The organism is Flexilinea flocculi (genome assembly GCF_001192795.1).
In the GTDB taxonomy this organism is placed as follows: domain Bacteria; phylum Chloroflexota; class Anaerolineae; order Anaerolineales; family Anaerolineaceae; genus Flexilinea; species Flexilinea flocculi.
Map to the genome: position 1 here is coordinate 1,136,414 of NZ_DF968181.1, position 19,109 is coordinate 1,155,522.

Consider the following 19,109-nt stretch of genomic DNA (forward strand, 5'->3'; position numbering starts at 1 on the left):
TTTGGAAATATATAACGAGATGCACCATCTTAGTTTTTCAACTTTCTTAATTCGTGATTTTACTTTGGTTGGCGACGTTTTACGAAAAAATTCCAACAGCACCATATGGCAAAATCATCATCCCCCAGGCTTTGACAGAATCAAACACCCTCGAATCTTAAGGATTTTTTCAACTTCACAAAAGTTCTTCAAAAAGAGGACGTTCATTCACCAAAACTCAACCATCGTCCTCCGGGTCGCGAAAAAACTACTACTTGACCCTGTCATAAAAAGTCGCTATCATACGTCTAATAACTCGTAACCAAAGATCCTCCGGCCTCTTCAGAAGAGCGTCCCTCAGGCCAGGCTAAAATGCGGAGCCTGAGTGAAAAACGTTCCGAAACCAGGAAAACCTCTCATAACCCGGAGGTCATACGTTCGAATCGTGTCCCCGCTACTTGCAAAAACCGGAGTGTAGAATACTCCGGTTTTTTTTATTTTTTTTTCTGGATACGTGTCGATTGGATTCATCAGAGATAGAGACTCTAAATTCGATTTAGTTCGCTTGTGATGTTTTTGCACGAAACGTAAAAACTTCCGAACTACAAAGAAACCTCTTCCTATTTTGAGTTAACGCTCCAGGTTTCGAATCGTTGTTACAGCCAGTTATTCGGAATAAGGATTGACTTTTCGAATAAAAGAAAGAATAATCATGAAATATTTTCATATTTCGAACAACTAATGAAAAATATTGCGCATCAAGTAATAAAAATAGAATAATATTTTGGCAGGAATTGTTGAATAATATAAACTTGGAAGGATAATTTGAAATTCCTAATTAAGCATAATTTAATGATCCTGAGTGTTTACACTCTCATCATGCTTGGTGTACTCGTCGCTTTTTGGGACTCGTTTTTGCTTGTCCAACGTTTTATTATCGGTTTCTTAGTACTAATCACTTTGCACGAATGGGAGGAAACCAAATATCCGGGCGGTTTTATGGAGATTATGAGCGGTATGATGTGCATTGATATTTCCAAAGCACCGGAGGGATCTCTGCACCTGTCCCAGGCTATCTATATTACAGCGATTACACTGCTTCCACTGTTGTTCCCAGGAGCAGGGTGGTTGTCCCTGTCTTTAATGATTCTGGGTATATTCGAGGGTGTAGTTCATATACTCGGTATCAAGCTCACTAAAAGGGAAAAACCCTATACTCCAGGCATGATCACAGGACAAATCATGCTGGTTTTCTCGGGGATTGGTATTTATTTTGTTGTTTCAAAGGGGATAGTCCATTCTCTGGATTGGCTGCTCGCGGTCATATTGTTTTTGGGCGGATTCTTTCTCATGCAGGCTGGCGTGTTTCGTGTTCTGGGGCTTAAGTATGTAGATGCAATAAAAATCATGAGAGAAAGAGTAAAAAGCATGCATAGCTGATTGCAATAGTTCAGCACAAAACAAGATGCAATTTAAGTCCAACTATCTAAGAAGATAATCTCATGAAATTTTAAATACGGCATGGGTACGATCTTGGCAGGATTGTAGGTTTTGTGGCAGCAGCTTACCTGGCAATTATTTGGAATCGGTTGGAGGTGCTGTCGCGTATCCAGTTGATGAGTTTTATTGCGATCTTCGTTCATCAATATGAGGCGTATGGTTTTCCAGGTGGTGAACCTGCGATTACGAATATGGTGATGCAGCCCAGTAATTTGACGGATTGTTATCCGCTGAACCAGAATTCTGCCATAATCGGCAACGTGTATCTTACCGATATAGCATATTTGTTGCCGATGTTTCTCTCGAACGTGATCTGGTTTGGACTGGTCCTCTACTACTGTATCAAGAGGGCAGCTGAAATGAGAAAAACATACCGCTAAAAAATAAAACATTATGTTTTACGCTTCTTTTTCGTATGGGCAGCGTACATTGTTTTCTGATTGAAAGCGCGTGTGGTTGTGCTCTGATCGATACAGGCAGTAATTCGAAATTTGAGAAAAAATATAGGTTGATGTGATGTTTTTAAGCGAAGCGCAAAAACATCACATCAATAAAGAATTCTCCGCATATTTCGAATTGTTATTCAGTTAGGGAGTTGAAAATGGAGATGAAAATGGGTAAGTGCTTGAAATGTGGAGTAAATGTGGAAGCGGGATCGGCTTTTTGTGAAGCGTGTGGCGCAGCGATCCAAAGCATAGAGGATTCACAACGAGAGAATGCTATAAGAGATGGCTAACAAAGAAATAGTAAACAAAACACCATGACATGGAGTGTTAATTTACCCCTGTTGACCAGTTCGATCGTTGTCAAACAGATGCTATTTGTGCTGATCGCTTCAAGTCTTTTTGTTTTGGTCTTCATGCTGATTGTTGAGGCGTTTAGCGGTGATTTGACTTTTGAGAGATTTTTTAATTACTTGTTGTTCACTTTGATTATTCTTGGCATCCTTACTTCCCTGGCGGTGATTGTGATGCTCATATTTTATAGGAACCGCTATGAGTACCAGTTTACGTTGGATGAAACAGGTGTCACTGCAGAGACAAAAGGCGGAAGCAGGAAGAAAAATGCGATCCTGAATTTTTTGTTAATTATTTCCCACAAACCTGTACTGGCTGGTTCTGGCTTGATTGCAGCATCACGGCTGAAAGAGAAAATTACCTGGAAGAAAGTAGACAGCATCCAGAGTGACGAAAAAAAACTTGAAGTCATCCTGCGTTGCAGGGGACGGGCGATCATGTTAATTCGCTGTACACCTGAAAATTATTCAGAAGTAATTCGTAGGGTGAATGAAGCTGTTAATGTGCGAATGAAATGACCGAACGGCACAAAAACGGCATCCATTTGCATAGTAAAGACGACCGGTAGGTCGCCCTTACACAGAAATGAAACATACCGAACGACATCGATTTCGGATAACCCTTGTGGTTGCCCCTACTGAAATGATGACTCGAAAATGCTTACATCAACCCCTGGAGACTATAGATCACCAGGTGGAAGTAATGATCCCTGAATTTTTCACACCAGTTCGCTCTCGAAAAATCAAACTGCCATACTGATCTTTTGATAGAAGACAGATCGATAACCTTTTCATAGAATCAGGTTATTCATGAAGGAGCAATTCCGACATTAATAAATGAGGCAAGGAAAGGAAAATGAAATGAATTGGAAACAGAAATTATTGGAAATCATGGCACGAATGGTTGCCATGGGCTTGTTTTTCTTTAATTCGGTCATGGCATCAGAGGAAAATCCGTCCATGCGCTATATTCCAGAGTTCGGGCTGATCGAATCCAATACTCCATTTTTTGTTCTGGATGAATCAGTGAAATCCATTCAAGGCGGATCCACGGTCACAATCGTACAGGGAATGATGGATTCTCAGCGAACCAGGATCACCTATCGGGTTGAAAACCTGCCGGATTTTTCCGCACCTGTAAAACAACAGATTTCTGAAATATGTCACAGTCAACCAGAACTGCAATTGCCGGATGGGGGCCGTTTTCAAGGACATGTCACATCGGGTACCAGTTGGCAAAGTGGGTACAGTCGTCAGATAGATTTTCCAACGATACAGGATGAACCGAAAACAGCGAAATTGGTTTTCACTTGCCTGGAACAAAGCATAATTTCATCTGATCTGACTGAAGTTGAAATGGATCTGGTGTTTGTACCTGCTGATCCGGATGCAATTTCATTCCCGCTCATTACCATTCCATCACTTGAAGCAGAACTTTCTTCCCAAAAAATTGAGGAAAATAGCTGCGGATCTGAAATCCAATTGGCTGTTCATCAGTATGTGAAAACCGACCAGAGCATCGGACTGTTTGGCAGTCTGGAGTCTCTGTCCGGGAACAGTCAGATCGAACTGGTGGAAAAGGACAGTGTCCATCTCATCGATTCGAGCGGTAAAGATATTCCTTTAATTGAAAACAGGAGTATGTCTGATCGATCTGATCGGAAAACAGATCAGCGTAGGTACCCATGGCTGTATTTTACTGAGGGGAATATTGCTGGAGGGCGGGCTTCTCTGACGATCGATGATGTCTGGATTCGGGTGAATGCAAATCAGCACCTTGTTTTTGAAACAGGGACAAATCCTCAGCCAGGACAGAAATGGAATCTTAATCAGCCTTTTAACATTTGCGGACGGAAAATCATCCTCAAAAGCGTTGAAGTTAATGCTGAAGGTGATGGATTTATTTTTCAGATTGACAAACCGGATGATATCGGTAATGTTGTGCTGATGGATCTTAACCATACGCTTTTAGGAGGAGGCGGTGGATCGGATGAGTCCTCTTTTCGTTATCGGGATGGAATTCCTGCGGGTAGTATTCATCTGACGCTTGTGAATATATCCATTCTCATCCCTGGAAAATGGACGGCCGTCTTGGATTTGCCGGCATTGTCTGTCAGTGAAAATAATGACGCATCCGTTTCTACATGTCTGACACTTTCGAGTTGGAATAAAGCTCTTCAAGATTCAAATCCCATGCCGGAAAATCTGGATGGTATCCTGGTATTGTACAATCCGATTCCTCCGGATTATCGCCATCATGTGATGACAACCAATCTTGATGGCAGTGACTATCAAATCCTGGCACAGGGAAACAGGGCATCGCTTTCACCGGATAACCGACAGATCTGCTTCAGCAACGACAGCGGATTACAGCGAATGGACCTTGAAACCGGATTCGTTGTGCCATTGGATGGTACCCTAAAAAACGACAGTGATCCCATTTGGTCTCCGGATGGTTCCCGAATTGCTTTCACACGAGGACCCGCTTCCGGGTTAATAGGAGGTCCGGGACCTTATCGTATTTACTATGGTAATACTGATGGGACTCAGCTGATTTCTGTCCTGGAAGATGGGGCAGCCAACCATGTTATGACGTGGTTCGCAGATGGACACCGTTTACTGTATACAGTAGCGGGACCCGATGGGGCTTCTGTGAAAAGCATCGATCTTATTACAAAGGAAATTGTTCATTATTTTGATACGAATTATATTCATTCACGGATAGCTTTGTCACCGAATGAACGTCAGGCTGCCTATGAAGTCATGCTACCGGGAGAACATTATGGTATCCAAATCTCAGACCTTGATGGGAAACATGCACAATTGGTTGTGGATGCGGCACCACTGGTGGTGACAAAACCATTTTGGAGCCCGGACGGCGAATGGCTGGTTGTGAGTGTTTATGATGAACATTTTAGCGATGTGCCGGTGTTGGCGCTCATAAAAATGGATACTTGCCAAATCATTCCTTTGACAAATCTCCATGGTTCAGTTTCAAGCTGGAATCCGTAATAATTGAATTGAACCAGATGTAGAAAATCAAAGGATCAGCAAATTATCCAAAAATTGCTGATCCTTTGATATGTCATAATGCTCAACCATATGATCCGAAACCGAATCAGTAATTCCAAATACGGGGAAGATTCTTTGTCAAGAAGTTCATCATGCAGATCTGCGAAAACCGGTTTGTACTTGAACGCAGATCTTATTTTTGCAGTAATCGCGGCAAGTTACCCATGACTTCCAACCCTGTGTGAGCTCCAGTACCCTCAAAAAGCAGCTTGCCCTGCAGTGTCTCCAGCCGCACCTCTACGGTGGCGTTCAGTGTTTCCATGACCCGCTGACCCATGTCCTGACGGGTTGGTCCGAGCAGCAGTCCTCCCTGAACGCGAAAAGCTTTCAACGACAGGCGGAATTGGCGGTTTTGAAGCACCCAGCTCACATAATCGTCGAAAATTTGCAGTGATATAATTCGCGATCCGTTATAGGTAGCGAAACGGTGGAGACTGCCATCCAACCAAAAACCGACAATAAATCCACGAAAATCAAAGCCTGTCCACGGGATGACTGCCACTGAGGCTGTAATGCACGCATCAGTTGCAGCGAAATGATTGCTTTGCAACCAGATCCATGCTGACGGGAAAGATTTTCCCCAGTCCTTCTCAATGTATCCGCGTCCGCCGCTGAAATCCATTTCCGTACCGTTCCAGGTCAGACTGCCCTGAAGCGTATGAGAAAAACTGAGTATGCCGTGATAGCATTCCATGTGCGGGAACCAGGCGAACCAACCCATAATCCCTGGTGAAAACCAGGTTATTGGCCAAGGATTGAGCGCTCCCAGTTGGATATCACCCTTCAACTGGCAGCTGGTAGTGTCCAATTCTATGTGCAGATGGTGCTCATCAAAGCGATTCTTATCCAGTCCAATCGAGAATTTTCGATCGTCAGCCCGAAAATCTGTCAGCGGAAATTCAAGATAGGCGGTTTTGCCATCCACGCCGTTCATGACCTGCAGAAAAGCGTGACCATTCTGTCCCAGAATCACTCCCGGAATCAGGACTATTTTATAATATTCGTCAGCACTGACCAGCTTATAGTACCAGCCCTCAAAAAAAGGGGGTTTCTGACGCAGGCCGTGATATACTCCCGGTGCGTGAATCGTGCGCAGAGGCATGGCGGTGTCCGCTCCTATTGAAAAAGCTGTTCAAGAGTCTGGCGCAAAACCGCTTCGTTCCCGGCATTCAACGCTCCGCGGGTGCGAAAGTACTCATTCCCCTTCTGGTCGATCACCAGAACATAAATGTGCGCTTCATCATTCATTTCCAGTGCAGACCGGAAATCTGCTTTATCCAGGTACAGCGTGATCGTGTGTTCCCGCGATTTGGGATTGGGAATGCCAGCCCGCATGCCTTCATTAATAAGCGTCTTGTAGAAAAAATTTTTATTCTGGATAGTTGGAAGCTCATAGATGGCCAAACCGTCAAAAAATTCCTCCAGCTCGCTGGCAAGTGCCATCCAGGAATCCACCTCACGCTGCTGCCACTGTTGAAATGCGACGAAGATCAGATTGAACCTGCCTTGAAAATCCTGCGGCAATGACAGTTTTTGTCTGAGTAAATTTGATCCGTTTACGGTTGGAAAAGCCATTGTTTCTCCTGTCTGAATCCCCTGAATTTTTCGAAGGGATTGCTGTCATTTGGTTCCAATTTGCGGCGTTTGATGATGATTTCTTTCTTGATTTTACCTTAGTTATCACATTGACGATTGATCAGCAATTCGAAATATGGTGAATCCTGGTTATTGTGATGTTTACCCTGCATGTACAACTGTTGATCATTTTCCCACAATTTTTAATTTGATACATATGATAAAAATTTGACGAAAATAGAAATTCCTATATTCTTAATACAGATACTGTTAATTTTCACCATTCCGGGTCCATCGCTTGTGGATCGACTGATGTAATACTGTGAAAAACAGTAGATCATATGCCAGAGAGATAAGGAAAAAATGTAAAAATGGAAGATCGAAAAAAGATCGAAAGCTTTATGAAACTGGCCATCCAGGTCGCAAAGGAAACTATGAAGCAGAATCCCGGCGGACCATTTGGTGCAGTTATCACCAATCCGGAAGGAAAGGTAATCGCTGCTACTGGCAATCGTGTGCTGGAAATGCATGATCCCACCGCACATGCGGAAATGAATGCTATTCGTATCGCCAGCGAGTCGCTTGGCACGCATGATCTGAGCGGCTGCACGCTGTACGCAACCGGATATCCATGTCCGATGTGCCTTTCGGCAATCATCTGGGCGAATATTAAAACAGTTTATTTTGGCTGCAGTCCGGAAGATGCGGAAACGTACGGATTCCGCGGTGGTTTTATTTATCGATATATCCGCGGTGAGGAACGAGATCCGGGATTGCTCCAAATGATGGAGCTGGACCGTGAAGGTTGTCTGGAATTATTTCAAATATACGCAGAAAACAATAAAATGCTGCACTGAACCGTTTGTTATGATTCAGCAGCAGGTCGAAATTTGAATTAAGTTTTCGAATCACACAAAAACATTGTTATTCTTATAGCTTTGTGCAAAGCGTAAAAGCCGTAAGAACAACTATGTTTTTGTATTCATATTTTGAACAACTGATGAAAAATATGAAACACCCAATAACGAAAAATAAATTCATTTTTTATAGGAATTACTCATGATTAACGCCTTTCATTCTGGCGAATTCGCTATGCGGCTGTGACTATGAGCAAAACCAGATGTAAGGCAATCAGGCAAGTCAATTGATTAAGACAGCGCTTCCTGAATGCGCAGACGGAAAAGAAAACTTTTAATAGAAAAGAGAAACCGGATAATTTTTCGTTTTGATGGGGTATATGGATTTCACTTTTGGACCGTCAGCTCAGTCTTTGCAGGTCGATAAAAGAGGAGCGACAAAGCCAGAATGATGAAGCCAGAACCACCCAGCAAGCCGGATGGATCTGGTCCCAGCAGCGGGAGGGGCTGTCCTGCCAGAAAAAAACCGGGAAGTACCGAGAGCGCATTGACGACTCCATGACCGATCGCTGCCGGCCACACGCTTCCGCTTTTTAGAACACCCCAGGAGAACAGGACGCTGAGTGACATAGTAAAAACCAGATAGACTAATACTGTGAGGAGCGTAAGCCCGGCTGAATAGCTGGATGTCATCACGATCAGCGGCAGATGCCATATGCCATGGATCGCACCGGTCAGCAGCGCACCTTTGTATGCCCCGGCTGTATGGAATGTACCCACTTCCAACGATTCATCTTCCTTAACAGACTCAGCGGATGTGTGTTGATCTAAACGGTTGCACAACTTCTGCAGTAAATATGCCCGCCAGCCGAACTCTTCTCCCAAGGACGCAATCGCATTGATTGGAGAGGAGATGAAAAGGATGGAGAGCGTGATCTGCAGTGCGAGCAATCCGGGACTGAGCGTGGCAGCAGCAGGGAGATTTGCCGTCATTTTCCGTAATGCTCCGGCTGCAGGATCAAAGGACTGCGGAAATATGGCATAGAAGAGCAGCCCGCCAATAATCACTGCCAGTAAAGGCAACAGCCACAATGCCAGCCAATATTTCCATCCAATTCGAAAATTCGGTTTCAACCAGAGATCTTTCCAGCTTTCTCTGGTGATCAGTCGTGTCAGCAGATTCGCCAGCCAGGGCGTGGCGATAAATATCCCATTCGCCATTGCGGCAGCTTGCAACGGATTGTCCCGCTTAAGCACGGTTTGTGAGAGGATCAGCGCTGTGCTCCAGGGAATCCCGAAGGCCAACGCCAGGAAAATGCAAATTCTTTTTGTATCGGATTTCAACATGTCCCTCCAGAATCAGTACAATCCGTTGCCGGCTGCAAACGTTCAGCTTCAGGATTCCGCCGTTACAAACCGGCTGTTCAGCACGGATGCGCTTTCTTGGAGAAAAATTGATTCTCCCCATGCGCGGATTGCGTTCCAATCACGGAAATCTCCAACGGGTGACTTCATCAGCTTCCCCATCAGCACCTCGAGGAACGGCAACTTGGCGGGATTATACACACCGGTGAAATATCCCTCATGGTTCAAGTTCAGCAGCTTTCGTATCGGATCGAGATAGGCACTGCGTTTCTGGCGGCTGATCGCATCATCCTGCTCGTTGGTCAAATGGACGGCAAAGCAGGCCAGCGGCCTACCAGCGAATTCTGTCTGATGCTTTTCTATATATTGTACAACTTCCGGCAGGGGCGATCCCATGCGGATCGCGCTGCCAATTACAATGTAGCTGTACTCCTTTGGTCCGGCAGCTTCTTGAACTGGACACAGATGGATCTTGAAATTGCGATTTTCCAATGCGAGTGCAATCGCAGCGGCAATTTCCATTGTTGAACCGGCACGCGTTCCATAAGCCACCAGAACGGTTGGACTCTCCGGATTCGGGAGCATTGCGGGTTTGGGATATGCTGCTTCCGACGACTGACAGAAGGATTTTTCGTTCAATCCTCCCAGAACGGCGGCGGTTGCCAACGATCCGGCAGCTGCATAAATGATTGATTGACGTCTTGTGATACTTTTTGCCATGATGTTTTGCTACACTTTCTCTTTTATTTGCCTGACAGAAATCAGAGTCAGATTCAGATCCTGAATTCTGTTTAAAACGCCGTGTAAACCGGCTTGATCGATGCGGGGAATCGTCAGAAGAACTTCCCCATTTTCCAGATTGCAGATCGACCAGCCGTGGAAATATGCAGTCCAATACAGATCCAGATGATCCCGTATGCGGATTTCATATCCACAACCTGCCATGTCCTGTGAATCTTCCTGTGAGGCCTGCTTCGTCCATGGATCCATTGTTTGTATCCTCCACCTGCATATTTCCATCCTTTGTTGCTCAGTGATTCAGCAATGTTTAATTTGGATCGACTTTTTGAATCAACAAAGAATTCTTTTCATTTTCGAGTTATTATTTATTGCCTGCTCTCCGGGAATGATTCGCAGGTTGCGGAATTGTTCCTGGCCTGGCGATGAATACGAGCTGCCCTTGATCATTCCACGTTTCAATCTGCTGTAACATAAAGTGCCCATCACGAGCAGCCAGGTATGTACTGCCTTGTATGACCGCTTCCTGTTCCAGCCCGTCATTCCAGGTGAGAGCTATTTTTGCGATCTCAGGATCCCATACATAACCATGCACAGCCGAATATCCGCCATCCAGCAAGGCGAGGTTGCTTGAACTGCCAACGACAGTGATCGGTACACTATCCGAAAGTTCAACGATATGATGACACAGTCCCGCTCCGTCATTCACCATCCAGCGATGAAAAATATCCTTTTTTACGACGGCAACCATTTCACAACGTCTGGCTCCTGATCCGATCTGAAACCCGTCGTATTGGATCAGAATCAGGATTTGGCCCCGGATGTTGACGGATTGAACTGCATCGACACTGCCGGGTTCCAATCTGAAATCAGCCTCCTTCATCGACCAGATATGGAGCACAGCGGCTTCTGCAGGAGAGAGAACCGATGTGATGTGATTGAGTCGCATCTGTTTTTTATGAGCAGAGACAAAAATGAGCAGGAGAATTGCAATAATTAGGATGGTATTAGAAACTAACTTTTTCATAGCATCATCTTAATTACAATTGGTGCTGCTGGCGCCTATCAAAAGATCAGTTTTCGGTTTGTTTTTTTTTATATGGATTGTATTTAACGATTTGAATTATGGAAAAAGGGAGATGTTGTGGCGCAATTTTTACACTTTGCGCAGGAAACAAATCTCAACAAGATCTTACGCGTTATGCGAAAGATCGATTTCGAATTGTCGGATCACCTTTAAAAGACGGGAGTTTTTCGCGATTTGTTTTGCGGGAGAAGGCTCACGAAGGATTCAGCGTCTTGGCTTTCGCTATCGCTTGTGTGCGGCTGGATGCATTTAATTTTTCAAGGATATGATGGACATGGAATTTGATCGTGCCTTCTGAAAGAAACAGCCGGTTGGCCATTTCACGATTTGAACAACCTTCTGTCAACAGCTTTAGAATCTCAATCTCACGCGTAGTCAGTACTTCCTGCAAACCTTTCGGATGCGGTTTTGCAGAAGGAAGCCGCTCGAATTCAACCAGCAGGCTCTGCGCAAAGGCAGCATGTGCGGGACTGGATTCCTGCAGATAGGCTGCAATCAGCAGTTGTGCTGATTCGCCGGCGTCGAGAAAAATGCGCACATAACCGGCAGGCTCTGCCAGAGAAAAACACGCGGCCAACTCGGCAAACGCTTCACGAAACCTTCCAGTAAGATGGAACAGCAATGCCCGGTATAACAAGATGACTACCAGTGTATTCCCACGGCCTGATGAATGACTGCTTTCAAGAACGCGGGCGGAATGCTGCAGACAAAGCTGATAGCGCTCCCGTTTCTTATCTTGTCGGGTTCTTTCCATCCCTACGCGGATCAGCATCGTCAGGCGCATCTCCTGATATTCATCCAAACCGCACGGAGATTCAACCCTGTGGAGCGTGTCCTGCTCCCAGGTCTCCAGTTGATCCCGGCGATCCTCTTTTAACCAGATTAGCGGCCAGGTGTTCTCGATCAGACTGTGAACAAAAGGCGTCATCAGACGGTCTGCCCGTTCTTTCTCTGCAGCTTGCATCGCCTGCCTGGCACCGGACAGATCCGCCCTTGCCAACGCGACCCATGCCAGGCTCACATAAGCCATTGCGATGATATTATGGCTTGGCCACCAGCGTGTATGAACAAGGGCGCGATTCGCATAGGAATACGCCAACTCAAGATGATTCTGCTCATAATACAAGTAACTTAGGAAAGCTTCATCTCTGGATAGATTTCCCTGATTCGCATCACCATGCTGTTGTGCCTTCTGCAGTGAGTTGGTCAAGATTTCAATCGCCTGCGGCAGCTTTCCTGCCAACCGAGTCACATTGCCGAGGTCTGTCCAGATATCGCGAAGCTTCTTACCGGAAGCGCTGGCAATTGTTGTGGCTCGGGTCAGCAGCTCAAGCGATTGCTGCAGATCACCCAGGCTGCGGTACGCCCAGCCCTGAACCCAATACAGTACCGCCAGTTCTTTGGCTTGCATTTCCGGTTCCATAACCAGCGATGTTTGTGTCAGTTCCAGTGCAAGCGATGGACAGCCGGAACATACAGCTTTGAGACCACGCAGGATGGCTGCCATGGAACGGATATAGACCGCAGTGTCTGATGAAAGCTCAGTCTGCCCGCAATCCGGTTCATACGATTTGGCGTTCAAAATCGCCTCTGCTTTGTCCAACAACGGATCGATCTGGTCAATCCGGCCAGCCTGCGCATACATTTCGGCAGCTTGCACACACAGAACGGGATTGCCTAACAGTTTCTGCTGTGGAAAACGGTCGAGCCAGGACATGACCGTTGACATTTGGCCATTTTCAAGAAACGATGGCATCTGTTCGACAATCAGCCGGCCGGCTTGCTGCCAGTCTGCAGCCGCCAGTGCATGCTGAATCGCCTCCTCCAGGAATCCATGGTCCTCAAACCAGCGCGATGACTGGCGGTGCAGCAGCGGGATGGATTGCGGCGCCACAGCCTGCAGGCGCGCACGCAGCAAATCGGCAAACAGATGATGATAGCGATACCAGACGCGTTCATCATCCTGAGGTACCAGGAAAAGGCCGCGGCTTTCCAGATCGCCCAGCCGGCAGTCGGCCGCATGGAATGGCGCTTCGTCAGTTTCCATCAGGAACGCACATAGCGCATCATTCATACGGTCCAGAATGGAAGTCTGCAGCAGAAAATGTTGAATGGATTCCGGCTGGCGGCTGAGCGCTTCTTCCGTCAGATAGTCCATAATAAAGCGGTGGCTGCCCGAAAATGCTTCGATAAAGTAGGCGGGATCTGCCCGTCCCTGTAATGAGACACCGGCAAGCTGCAGTCCGGCGATCCAGCCTTCGGTTCGGTGTCCCAGTGTCCGGATCTGGTCATCGGATAGGACGAGACGGAAGCCGTTTTTTAAAAAGGCGGCTGTTTCATCCAGTGAAAAGCGCAGATCCTCCGCTCGGATTTCGCATAGTGCATTGCAGGCACGCAGGCGGGACAAGGCAAGTGGTGGATCCGATCGTGTCGCGATCATCACATGCATGTGCTGCGGTAAATGCTCTATCAGGAACAGCATACCATCATGGATGGCGGTGTTCCGGATGAACTGATAGTCGTCCAGAACGAGCCACACGGGTTGATTGAGCTCCTGCAGCTCATTGACGAGCATCGACAATGGCGTTTGCGGTTGGAGGACATCCCCGGAACAAAGGAGCTCCTGAATTTCCGGGCTGAGCTGCAGCCGGATTTGTTCTAAGGAGGCTGTCAGATACGAAAGAAATCTCACAGGATCGTTGTCATCCGGATCGAGGGAAACCCAGCAGATTGCCTGTTTAGTGGCAGCTTCTAAGCGCTGTACGGCAGCAATCCAGGCAGCCAACAGCGTTGTCTTACCATAACCGGCTGGCGCACAGATCAGCGTCAGCGCTTTTTGCGCGCCGAGCGCTATTTTTTCGAGGAGCTGCGGACGCGGAACGATGTTGTCGCGAAGCGCAGGAATGAAAAATTTCGTACGGATCAGCGGCTGCATGGGAGCAACTCCTCCGTTTTGCGCGTTTCCAGATGCACGACATGGCAGTTGTGTTCAAAAAGGGGGATCCCCAGCCAGGATGGTCGGATTTCACTCATAGGGGCTTTGTCTTTTTTTTGTGTATGGGCTGCCCGCTGGCGGGCATGTTAAGACCATTATAGCCGATTTGTCGGTCGATATGACACACGTGAAGATGGTGGAACAATAGAGAATCATGACGAAACATATTGATATTGGGCAACCGCAAGGGTTGCCCCTACAAAAAATCGATCATCCAATTACATCGTAGGGGCAGGGCTTGTCCCTGCCCAGAATAAAACAACATAGCTATATCCTCTATTTTTATAAATGGTTTTCTCTATTTTAAATGTCCGGATCTATATGCAACTATTCGCAATTTAGACTTACTTATCGAATCAATCTAAATCACTAATAGTTTCTCTTAATTTCGAATCGCTGTTTTAAATTTACTTGTTTTATATTCGTCAGGGGTGTGTTATGATGATTGAAAACCTGTACCTTTCTGAAAGTGATTCGATTCGACCCTGTTAAACGTGAATATACTGTGTCACGTTTTTTTCGCAATGAGGTACAGGACAACAGATGGAATGCGGAATGGAGGCAATGCAATGACAGAGGATCATGAGAAAACGATACAGGCAAGGCAAGCAAAGATCGATGCTTCCACACAAGCAGTTCCACTTCACAAGGAGCAGCCGATGATCATTAAAGCGTTGGCAGTCGCTGCAACGCTGATCGGGTTATTCGTCATCCAGCGTGCAACCGGAAAACTCGGCTGGGCTGTGGCAGACTGGTTCCAATGGGAAAAGATCGATCCGGATCAGTCATTCACACGCTTATCCATGCATCATCTGGTGCAGATGATCCTCGTCGCCGCGCTCATCTGGATCTTCAAACGCTTCATCCAGAAAGAATTCGGATTTCAGACCGGCGATGTTCGCACCGGCGGTCGAATTGTTTTGATTTTCTCACTTTCGATCACGGGTATCGCGCTGGCTTATCATCTATTAATGCAACGCATCGGTAACTTGCCGGTATATGCGTATCCGTTGTCCGTGCGCAATGTTCTCGGCAGTCTGGGCTTTCAACTGTTAATCTGCGGTCCATCCGAAGAGATCGTCTATCGCGCCTTGCCCGTGACGCTGCTGCTGTCCGTCTTTGGCAGGAGCATCCGCATCACTGAGGACATCTCGCTGGAAGTCGTGCTGACAGCTTTATTGTTTGCAGCAGCACACGTTTCGTGGTCCGGTTTCCCTGCATCCGTTCGGGAATGGAATTTATTTCCGTTGCTCTATGCGTTTGCGATGGGCGTGCTGAACGGAGCGGTGTATCAAAAAACACGCAGCATCCTGTATCCGATGGCGATGCACAGTATCAGCAATTTCGTGATGGTCGGGACCGGCTATCTGTTTCATCTGCTGCAGCAAGCCTGAGGACGTCTTCATGTAATCCGGCAATTTCTCATATGGATCAGTGGTAATTCCTATGATAATTGAATTCAATTTTCATAGGAATTACCGCCGTATTATCGAAACATCATCGATTCGAAATATGGAAAGGATGATATGTTGTTGTGTTCTTCGAGACGCTGATTCATATTTCGAATCGCTTTCGATACATCACTTTCAATTCTTTTCATGTTATAAATGAGAAATACGGTAACAAATTTGTGTCGTCATGGCAGAATGGAGCGTATAACAATGGAGAATCTACGAAAAATTACCAAAATTACCCGCGGCACACCGTCCGTGGATGGCGCGGGTGTGAAGCTGGTACGCGTGATCGGACGTAACGACACGCGGGATTATGATCCGTTTTTAATGCTGGATGCGTTTGATTCAGTAGATCCTGAGGATTACATTCGTGGTTTTCCTTGGCATCCGCACCGCGGGATTGAAACGATCACCTATCTGATCCATGGCGATATTGAGCATGGGGACAGCCTGGGCAACAGCGGCAGTATCCTGGATGGCGACTGCCAGTGGATGACGTCCGGATCCGGCATCATCCATCAGGAGATGCCCAAAGCCAGCCAACGCATGCTGGGGGCACAGATCTGGTTGAATCTGCCGACGAAGGATAAAATGACACAACCGGCTTATGGTGATATTCCCGGTGCAGATATACCGGTCATCGAAGAAAACGGTGTGCGGGTGCATGTTCTTTCCGGTGACTACAAGGGGCACAAGGGCGCTTTTGAAGGGAAATATGTTCAAGCATCGTATCTGGATATCGAATTGCCTGCTCATCATGAATGGTCATTGGATACGGATCCGCAGGACACACTGTTTGTTTACATTTTTTTCGGAAAAGTGAATTTTGACCCACTGACACCGCAATGGATTGATGCGAAACAGGCAGTTTTATTCAGCCTAGGTGAAAAATTCTGGATGCAGGCTGCAGATCAGGACGTGCGTATGATTCTTCTGTCAGCGCGACCGCTGCGGGAGCCTATTGCCTGGGGTGGACCGATTGTAATGAACACAGCCGCTGAGCTGCAGCTCGCGTTTCGAGAATTGGATGAACATACTTTCATTAAAACAGCAAGTGGATACAGAGGTTCGCTTTGACCATTAAAATCGTCGGCTTTACCGGCAGTCTGCGGAAGGATTCCTTCAACAAAGCAGCGCTGCGAGCGGCTGCGGAGATGCTGCCGGATGATGTGGAATTGGAGTTGGTCGATCTGACAGGTATCCCGTTCCTGAATGAAGATGAGGAAGCGAAAGGATTTCCGCCTTCGGTTGTTGCATTTCGCGGAAAACTGGCTGCTGCAGATGGGGTGCTGATTTCCACACCGGAATACAATTATTCCATTCCTCCGGTGCTGAAGAATGCGCTGGATTGGGCATCCAGAGGGGATGAAAAACCTTTATTCGGGAAACCGACTGCCATTCTGAGCGTATCCCCGGGGATGCTCGGTGGTGCGCGTGTGCAGTATCACCTACGGCAGGTGTGTGTTGCTCTGAATCTGCTGGTTCTGAATAAACCGGAAGTTTTCATTGGCAATGCCGAAGAAAAGTTTGACGATAAAGGCAGACTGGTCGACAGCCGATCACGGGCTATGCTGCAGCGGCTGTTAAAAGCGCTGGTGCAGCGGATACGAGAAAACCTGTAATTGTAGACCAATCGTTGAGATTTATAGGTTGCTTTGGTATTGCATACAAAACAACCTCATAAGCGAATTATTTTTTACCCATTTTTGAATCACAGCCAGCGATTCAAAGTATTAAACGATAAGAACAACAAATAATCCTTCTTATTTTTCGAATCGCTGGAATTGCTGAATCACTGCGTTTTTCCCGATCAATTTCTTTTATAATTAACGAAACAGAAAACGCCTTTCATCAATAGATTGGATTCATCATGAAAAAATGGTCATCCCTTGAATTCAGAGTTGCTTTTACGTACCTGATTGTGGGTGTCTTGTGGATTTTCTTTTCGGACATGATTCTGGCAGTGCTGGTAGCGGATACTGATTTGATGACGCACATTCAGAACTATAAAGGCTGGTTTTTCGTGGCAGCGAGTTCGCTGCTGATTTATTTTCTGGTTCAGTCTCATCTGCATGCCCGACAAATTGCAGAACAAAAGGAGGAAGAAAGCAATCGACGACTGCGCATGGCGATGGAGGCCTCACAGCAAGGTATTTTTGACTTCAACATCCAGAGCGGAGAATTGGTGGTCGATGATGCCTATTATCGGCTGCTGGGTTATGATCCGCAAGGCGTTTTTGTTGAAACCAGGGATTCTTTCTTGCAGAGCATTCATCCGGATGATGTCGAGAATTACCTGCAAGTATTTCGCGAATATATGGATGGGCGATCGGATATTTTTCGCATAGAATTTCGACATCGGACTGCCAATGGGAACTGGCGCTGGTTTCTCTCCATGGGTAAGATCGTTAAATATGACGCGGATCATAAACCGCTGCGGATGTTGGGGACATTCCTGGATATCACTGATAAAAAGGATGCTGATCTGGAGATTGAGCGGCTGCTGCACGAATCACAAAACCGATTGCAACGGCTTGAAACCTTGCGGGCAGTGGACCAATCCATCAATGAAAATGAACCGCTAAGCGCCACGCTGAAGCTGCTGACACAAAAAATAAAAGAGCATTTGAAAGTAGATGCTGTCGGTATCTATATTTTGGAGAATACTTTCCATCAATATGAGCTTGCGGTCGCTGATGGATTTATTCCTGTTTCTATCCAAAAACTTCAAACCTTAAAGATGCGCTTTCCTGAAACTGATGATGAGTTGAAGGTTCTGCGCCAGATCAATCCAGATTCAAAACTTTTATGGCCTGAATTGGCAGCTTTACTGAAAGAGGAGGGCTTTCAGGATTTTTTGGTCGTTCCGCTGATTATGCAGGGGAGTGCGATGAAAGGTGTTCTTGTTCTCTTCAGCCGAGAGAAATTCAGCGTCGATGACGAATGGTTATTATATAACGAAACGCTTGCTGGGCAGATGGCGATTGCCATTGCGAATGCAAAATTGATCGATGGATTGAAGAGAGCCAATGTTGAACTGGAAGAAGCGTATGATCGTACCATCGAGGGGTGGTCGAAAGCGCTGGATTTGCGCGACAAGGAGACGAAAGGTCATTCTTCACGGGTAATGCAGATGACGATGGATCTGGCTCAAATATTGGGTATTTCAGAAGAAGAATTAATCCATATTCGACGCGGTGCGCTCCTGCATGATATGGGGAAGATGGGAATTCCAGATTCCATTCTGCTGAAACCGGCAAAATTGACGGAAGAGGAGTTCGATATGATCCGCAAACATCCACAATTTGCCTTTGATATGCTGAACCCGATCGTTTATCTGAGACAGGCGCTGGATATTCCGTATTCGCATCACGAGAAGTGGGATGGTACCGGTTATCCGCAGGGTTTGAGCGGCGAAACGATTCCGATTGCTGCGCGGTTGTTTGCTGTGGTGGACGTGTACGATGCGCTGACCAGCCACCGTCCGTATCGGGAACCCTGGAGCCATGAGAAAACGATGGAATATATCCATTCAATGAGCGGTTCGCATTTTGATCCGCAGATTGTGGCCGTATTCGAAGCGTATATGCAGAAAAAAGGGCAGGATGCTTTCTGAACTGTTTCATCCAGAATAAATTGGAACAAATATATTTTCCCCATATTTTGAATAAAGAACAAGAACGAATTCCCA

Annotated in this window: 17 protein-coding genes; 10 read left to right on the forward strand and 7 right to left on the reverse strand. The window is 46.4% G+C overall.

Features of this window, described 5'->3' with window-relative positions; all coding sequences use genetic code 11:
- Positions 1–804 precede the first annotated feature (804 nt).
- The 5 genes from ATC1_RS09790 (at position 805) to ATC1_RS09805 (ending at position 5,287) form a co-directional block, all read left to right on the forward strand.
- Positions 805–1,419 (forward strand): HXXEE domain-containing protein, encoded by a 615-nt coding sequence (locus tag ATC1_RS09790; protein WP_062281171.1) that lies wholly within the window; start codon positions 805–807, stop codon positions 1,417–1,419.
- 113 nt (positions 1,420–1,532) lie between these two features.
- The gene (locus tag ATC1_RS09795) at positions 1,533–1,859 is read left to right on the forward strand and encodes an HXXEE domain-containing protein (protein ID WP_062281174.1); all 327 of its coding nucleotides are present in this window, start codon (positions 1,533–1,535) and stop codon (positions 1,857–1,859) included.
- A gap of 233 nt (positions 1,860–2,092) precedes the next feature.
- Complete coding sequence (locus tag ATC1_RS14735) at positions 2,093–2,215, forward strand: zinc-ribbon domain-containing protein (RefSeq protein ID WP_152024285.1); 123 nt, start codon at positions 2,093–2,095, stop codon at positions 2,213–2,215.
- A gap of 24 nt (positions 2,216–2,239) precedes the next feature.
- A complete protein-coding gene (locus tag ATC1_RS09800) occupies positions 2,240–2,794 on the forward strand; it encodes a hypothetical protein (protein ID WP_062281177.1) in 555 nt (184 codons plus the stop codon).
- A gap of 342 nt (positions 2,795–3,136) precedes the next feature.
- A complete protein-coding gene (locus tag ATC1_RS09805) occupies positions 3,137–5,287 on the forward strand; it encodes a TolB family protein (RefSeq protein ID WP_172667756.1) in 2,151 nt (716 codons plus the stop codon).
- A 193-nt stretch (positions 5,288–5,480) separates the two neighbouring features.
- Here ATC1_RS09805 and ATC1_RS09810 read toward each other — a convergent pair whose 3' ends face one another.
- Positions 5,481–6,449, reverse strand: a complete 969-nt coding sequence (locus tag ATC1_RS09810; RefSeq protein WP_062281183.1) for a tocopherol cyclase family protein — start codon at positions 6,447–6,449, stop codon at positions 5,481–5,483.
- A 14-nt stretch (positions 6,450–6,463) separates the two neighbouring features.
- On the reverse strand, positions 6,464–6,949 hold the full coding sequence (locus ATC1_RS09815; protein WP_330218456.1) for a hypothetical protein: 486 nt from the start codon (positions 6,947–6,949) through the stop codon (positions 6,464–6,466).
- A 344-nt stretch (positions 6,950–7,293) separates the two neighbouring features.
- Between ATC1_RS09815 and ATC1_RS09820 the strand changes: the two genes are divergently transcribed.
- Positions 7,294–7,779, forward strand: a complete 486-nt coding sequence (locus ATC1_RS09820; RefSeq protein ID WP_062281191.1) for a nucleoside deaminase — start codon at positions 7,294–7,296, stop codon at positions 7,777–7,779.
- 387 nt (positions 7,780–8,166) lie between these two features.
- On the opposite strand, the gene ATC1_RS09825 is transcribed toward ATC1_RS09820, so the two are convergent.
- From ATC1_RS09825 to ATC1_RS09845, 5 genes are all read right to left on the reverse strand, one after another.
- Positions 8,167–9,126 carry a CPBP family intramembrane glutamic endopeptidase gene (locus tag ATC1_RS09825; RefSeq protein WP_062281194.1) on the reverse strand — a complete coding sequence of 320 codons (960 nt, stop codon included), beginning with the start codon at positions 9,124–9,126 and terminating at the stop codon, positions 8,167–8,169.
- Between the two features lie 48 nt (positions 9,127–9,174).
- On the reverse strand, positions 9,175–9,864 hold the full coding sequence (locus ATC1_RS09830; protein ID WP_062281197.1) for a flavodoxin domain-containing protein: 690 nt from the start codon (positions 9,862–9,864) through the stop codon (positions 9,175–9,177).
- A gap of 9 nt (positions 9,865–9,873) precedes the next feature.
- Positions 9,874–10,134 (reverse strand): hypothetical protein, encoded by a 261-nt coding sequence (locus ATC1_RS09835; protein WP_062281201.1) that lies wholly within the window; start codon positions 10,132–10,134, stop codon positions 9,874–9,876.
- Between the two features lie 112 nt (positions 10,135–10,246).
- Entirely contained in the window at positions 10,247–10,909 is a 663-nt protein-coding gene (locus ATC1_RS09840) for a hypothetical protein (RefSeq protein ID WP_062281203.1), read from the reverse strand.
- 253 nt (positions 10,910–11,162) lie between these two features.
- Complete coding sequence (locus tag ATC1_RS09845; protein ID WP_062281206.1) at positions 11,163–13,904, reverse strand: LuxR C-terminal-related transcriptional regulator; 2,742 nt, start codon at positions 13,902–13,904, stop codon at positions 11,163–11,165.
- A 608-nt stretch (positions 13,905–14,512) separates the two neighbouring features.
- Between ATC1_RS09845 and ATC1_RS09850 the strand changes: the two genes are divergently transcribed.
- From ATC1_RS09850 to ATC1_RS14615, 4 genes are all read left to right on the forward strand, one after another.
- Complete coding sequence (locus ATC1_RS09850) at positions 14,513–15,358, forward strand: CPBP family intramembrane glutamic endopeptidase (protein WP_172667757.1); 846 nt, start codon at positions 14,513–14,515, stop codon at positions 15,356–15,358.
- Positions 15,359–15,625: 267 nt separating this feature from the next.
- On the forward strand, positions 15,626–16,495 hold the full coding sequence (locus tag ATC1_RS09855) for a pirin family protein (RefSeq protein ID WP_062281213.1): 870 nt from the start codon (positions 15,626–15,628) through the stop codon (positions 16,493–16,495).
- Positions 16,492–17,040 carry an NADPH-dependent FMN reductase gene (locus ATC1_RS09860; protein WP_062281215.1) on the forward strand — a complete coding sequence of 183 codons (549 nt, stop codon included), beginning with the start codon at positions 16,492–16,494 and terminating at the stop codon, positions 17,038–17,040. The genes ATC1_RS09855 and ATC1_RS09860 overlap by 4 nt, the downstream gene beginning before the upstream one ends.
- A 248-nt stretch (positions 17,041–17,288) precedes the next feature.
- Positions 17,289–19,034 (forward strand): HD domain-containing phosphohydrolase, encoded by a 1,746-nt coding sequence (locus ATC1_RS14615; RefSeq protein ID WP_082174740.1) that lies wholly within the window; start codon positions 17,289–17,291, stop codon positions 19,032–19,034.
- Positions 19,035–19,109 lie beyond the last annotated feature (75 nt).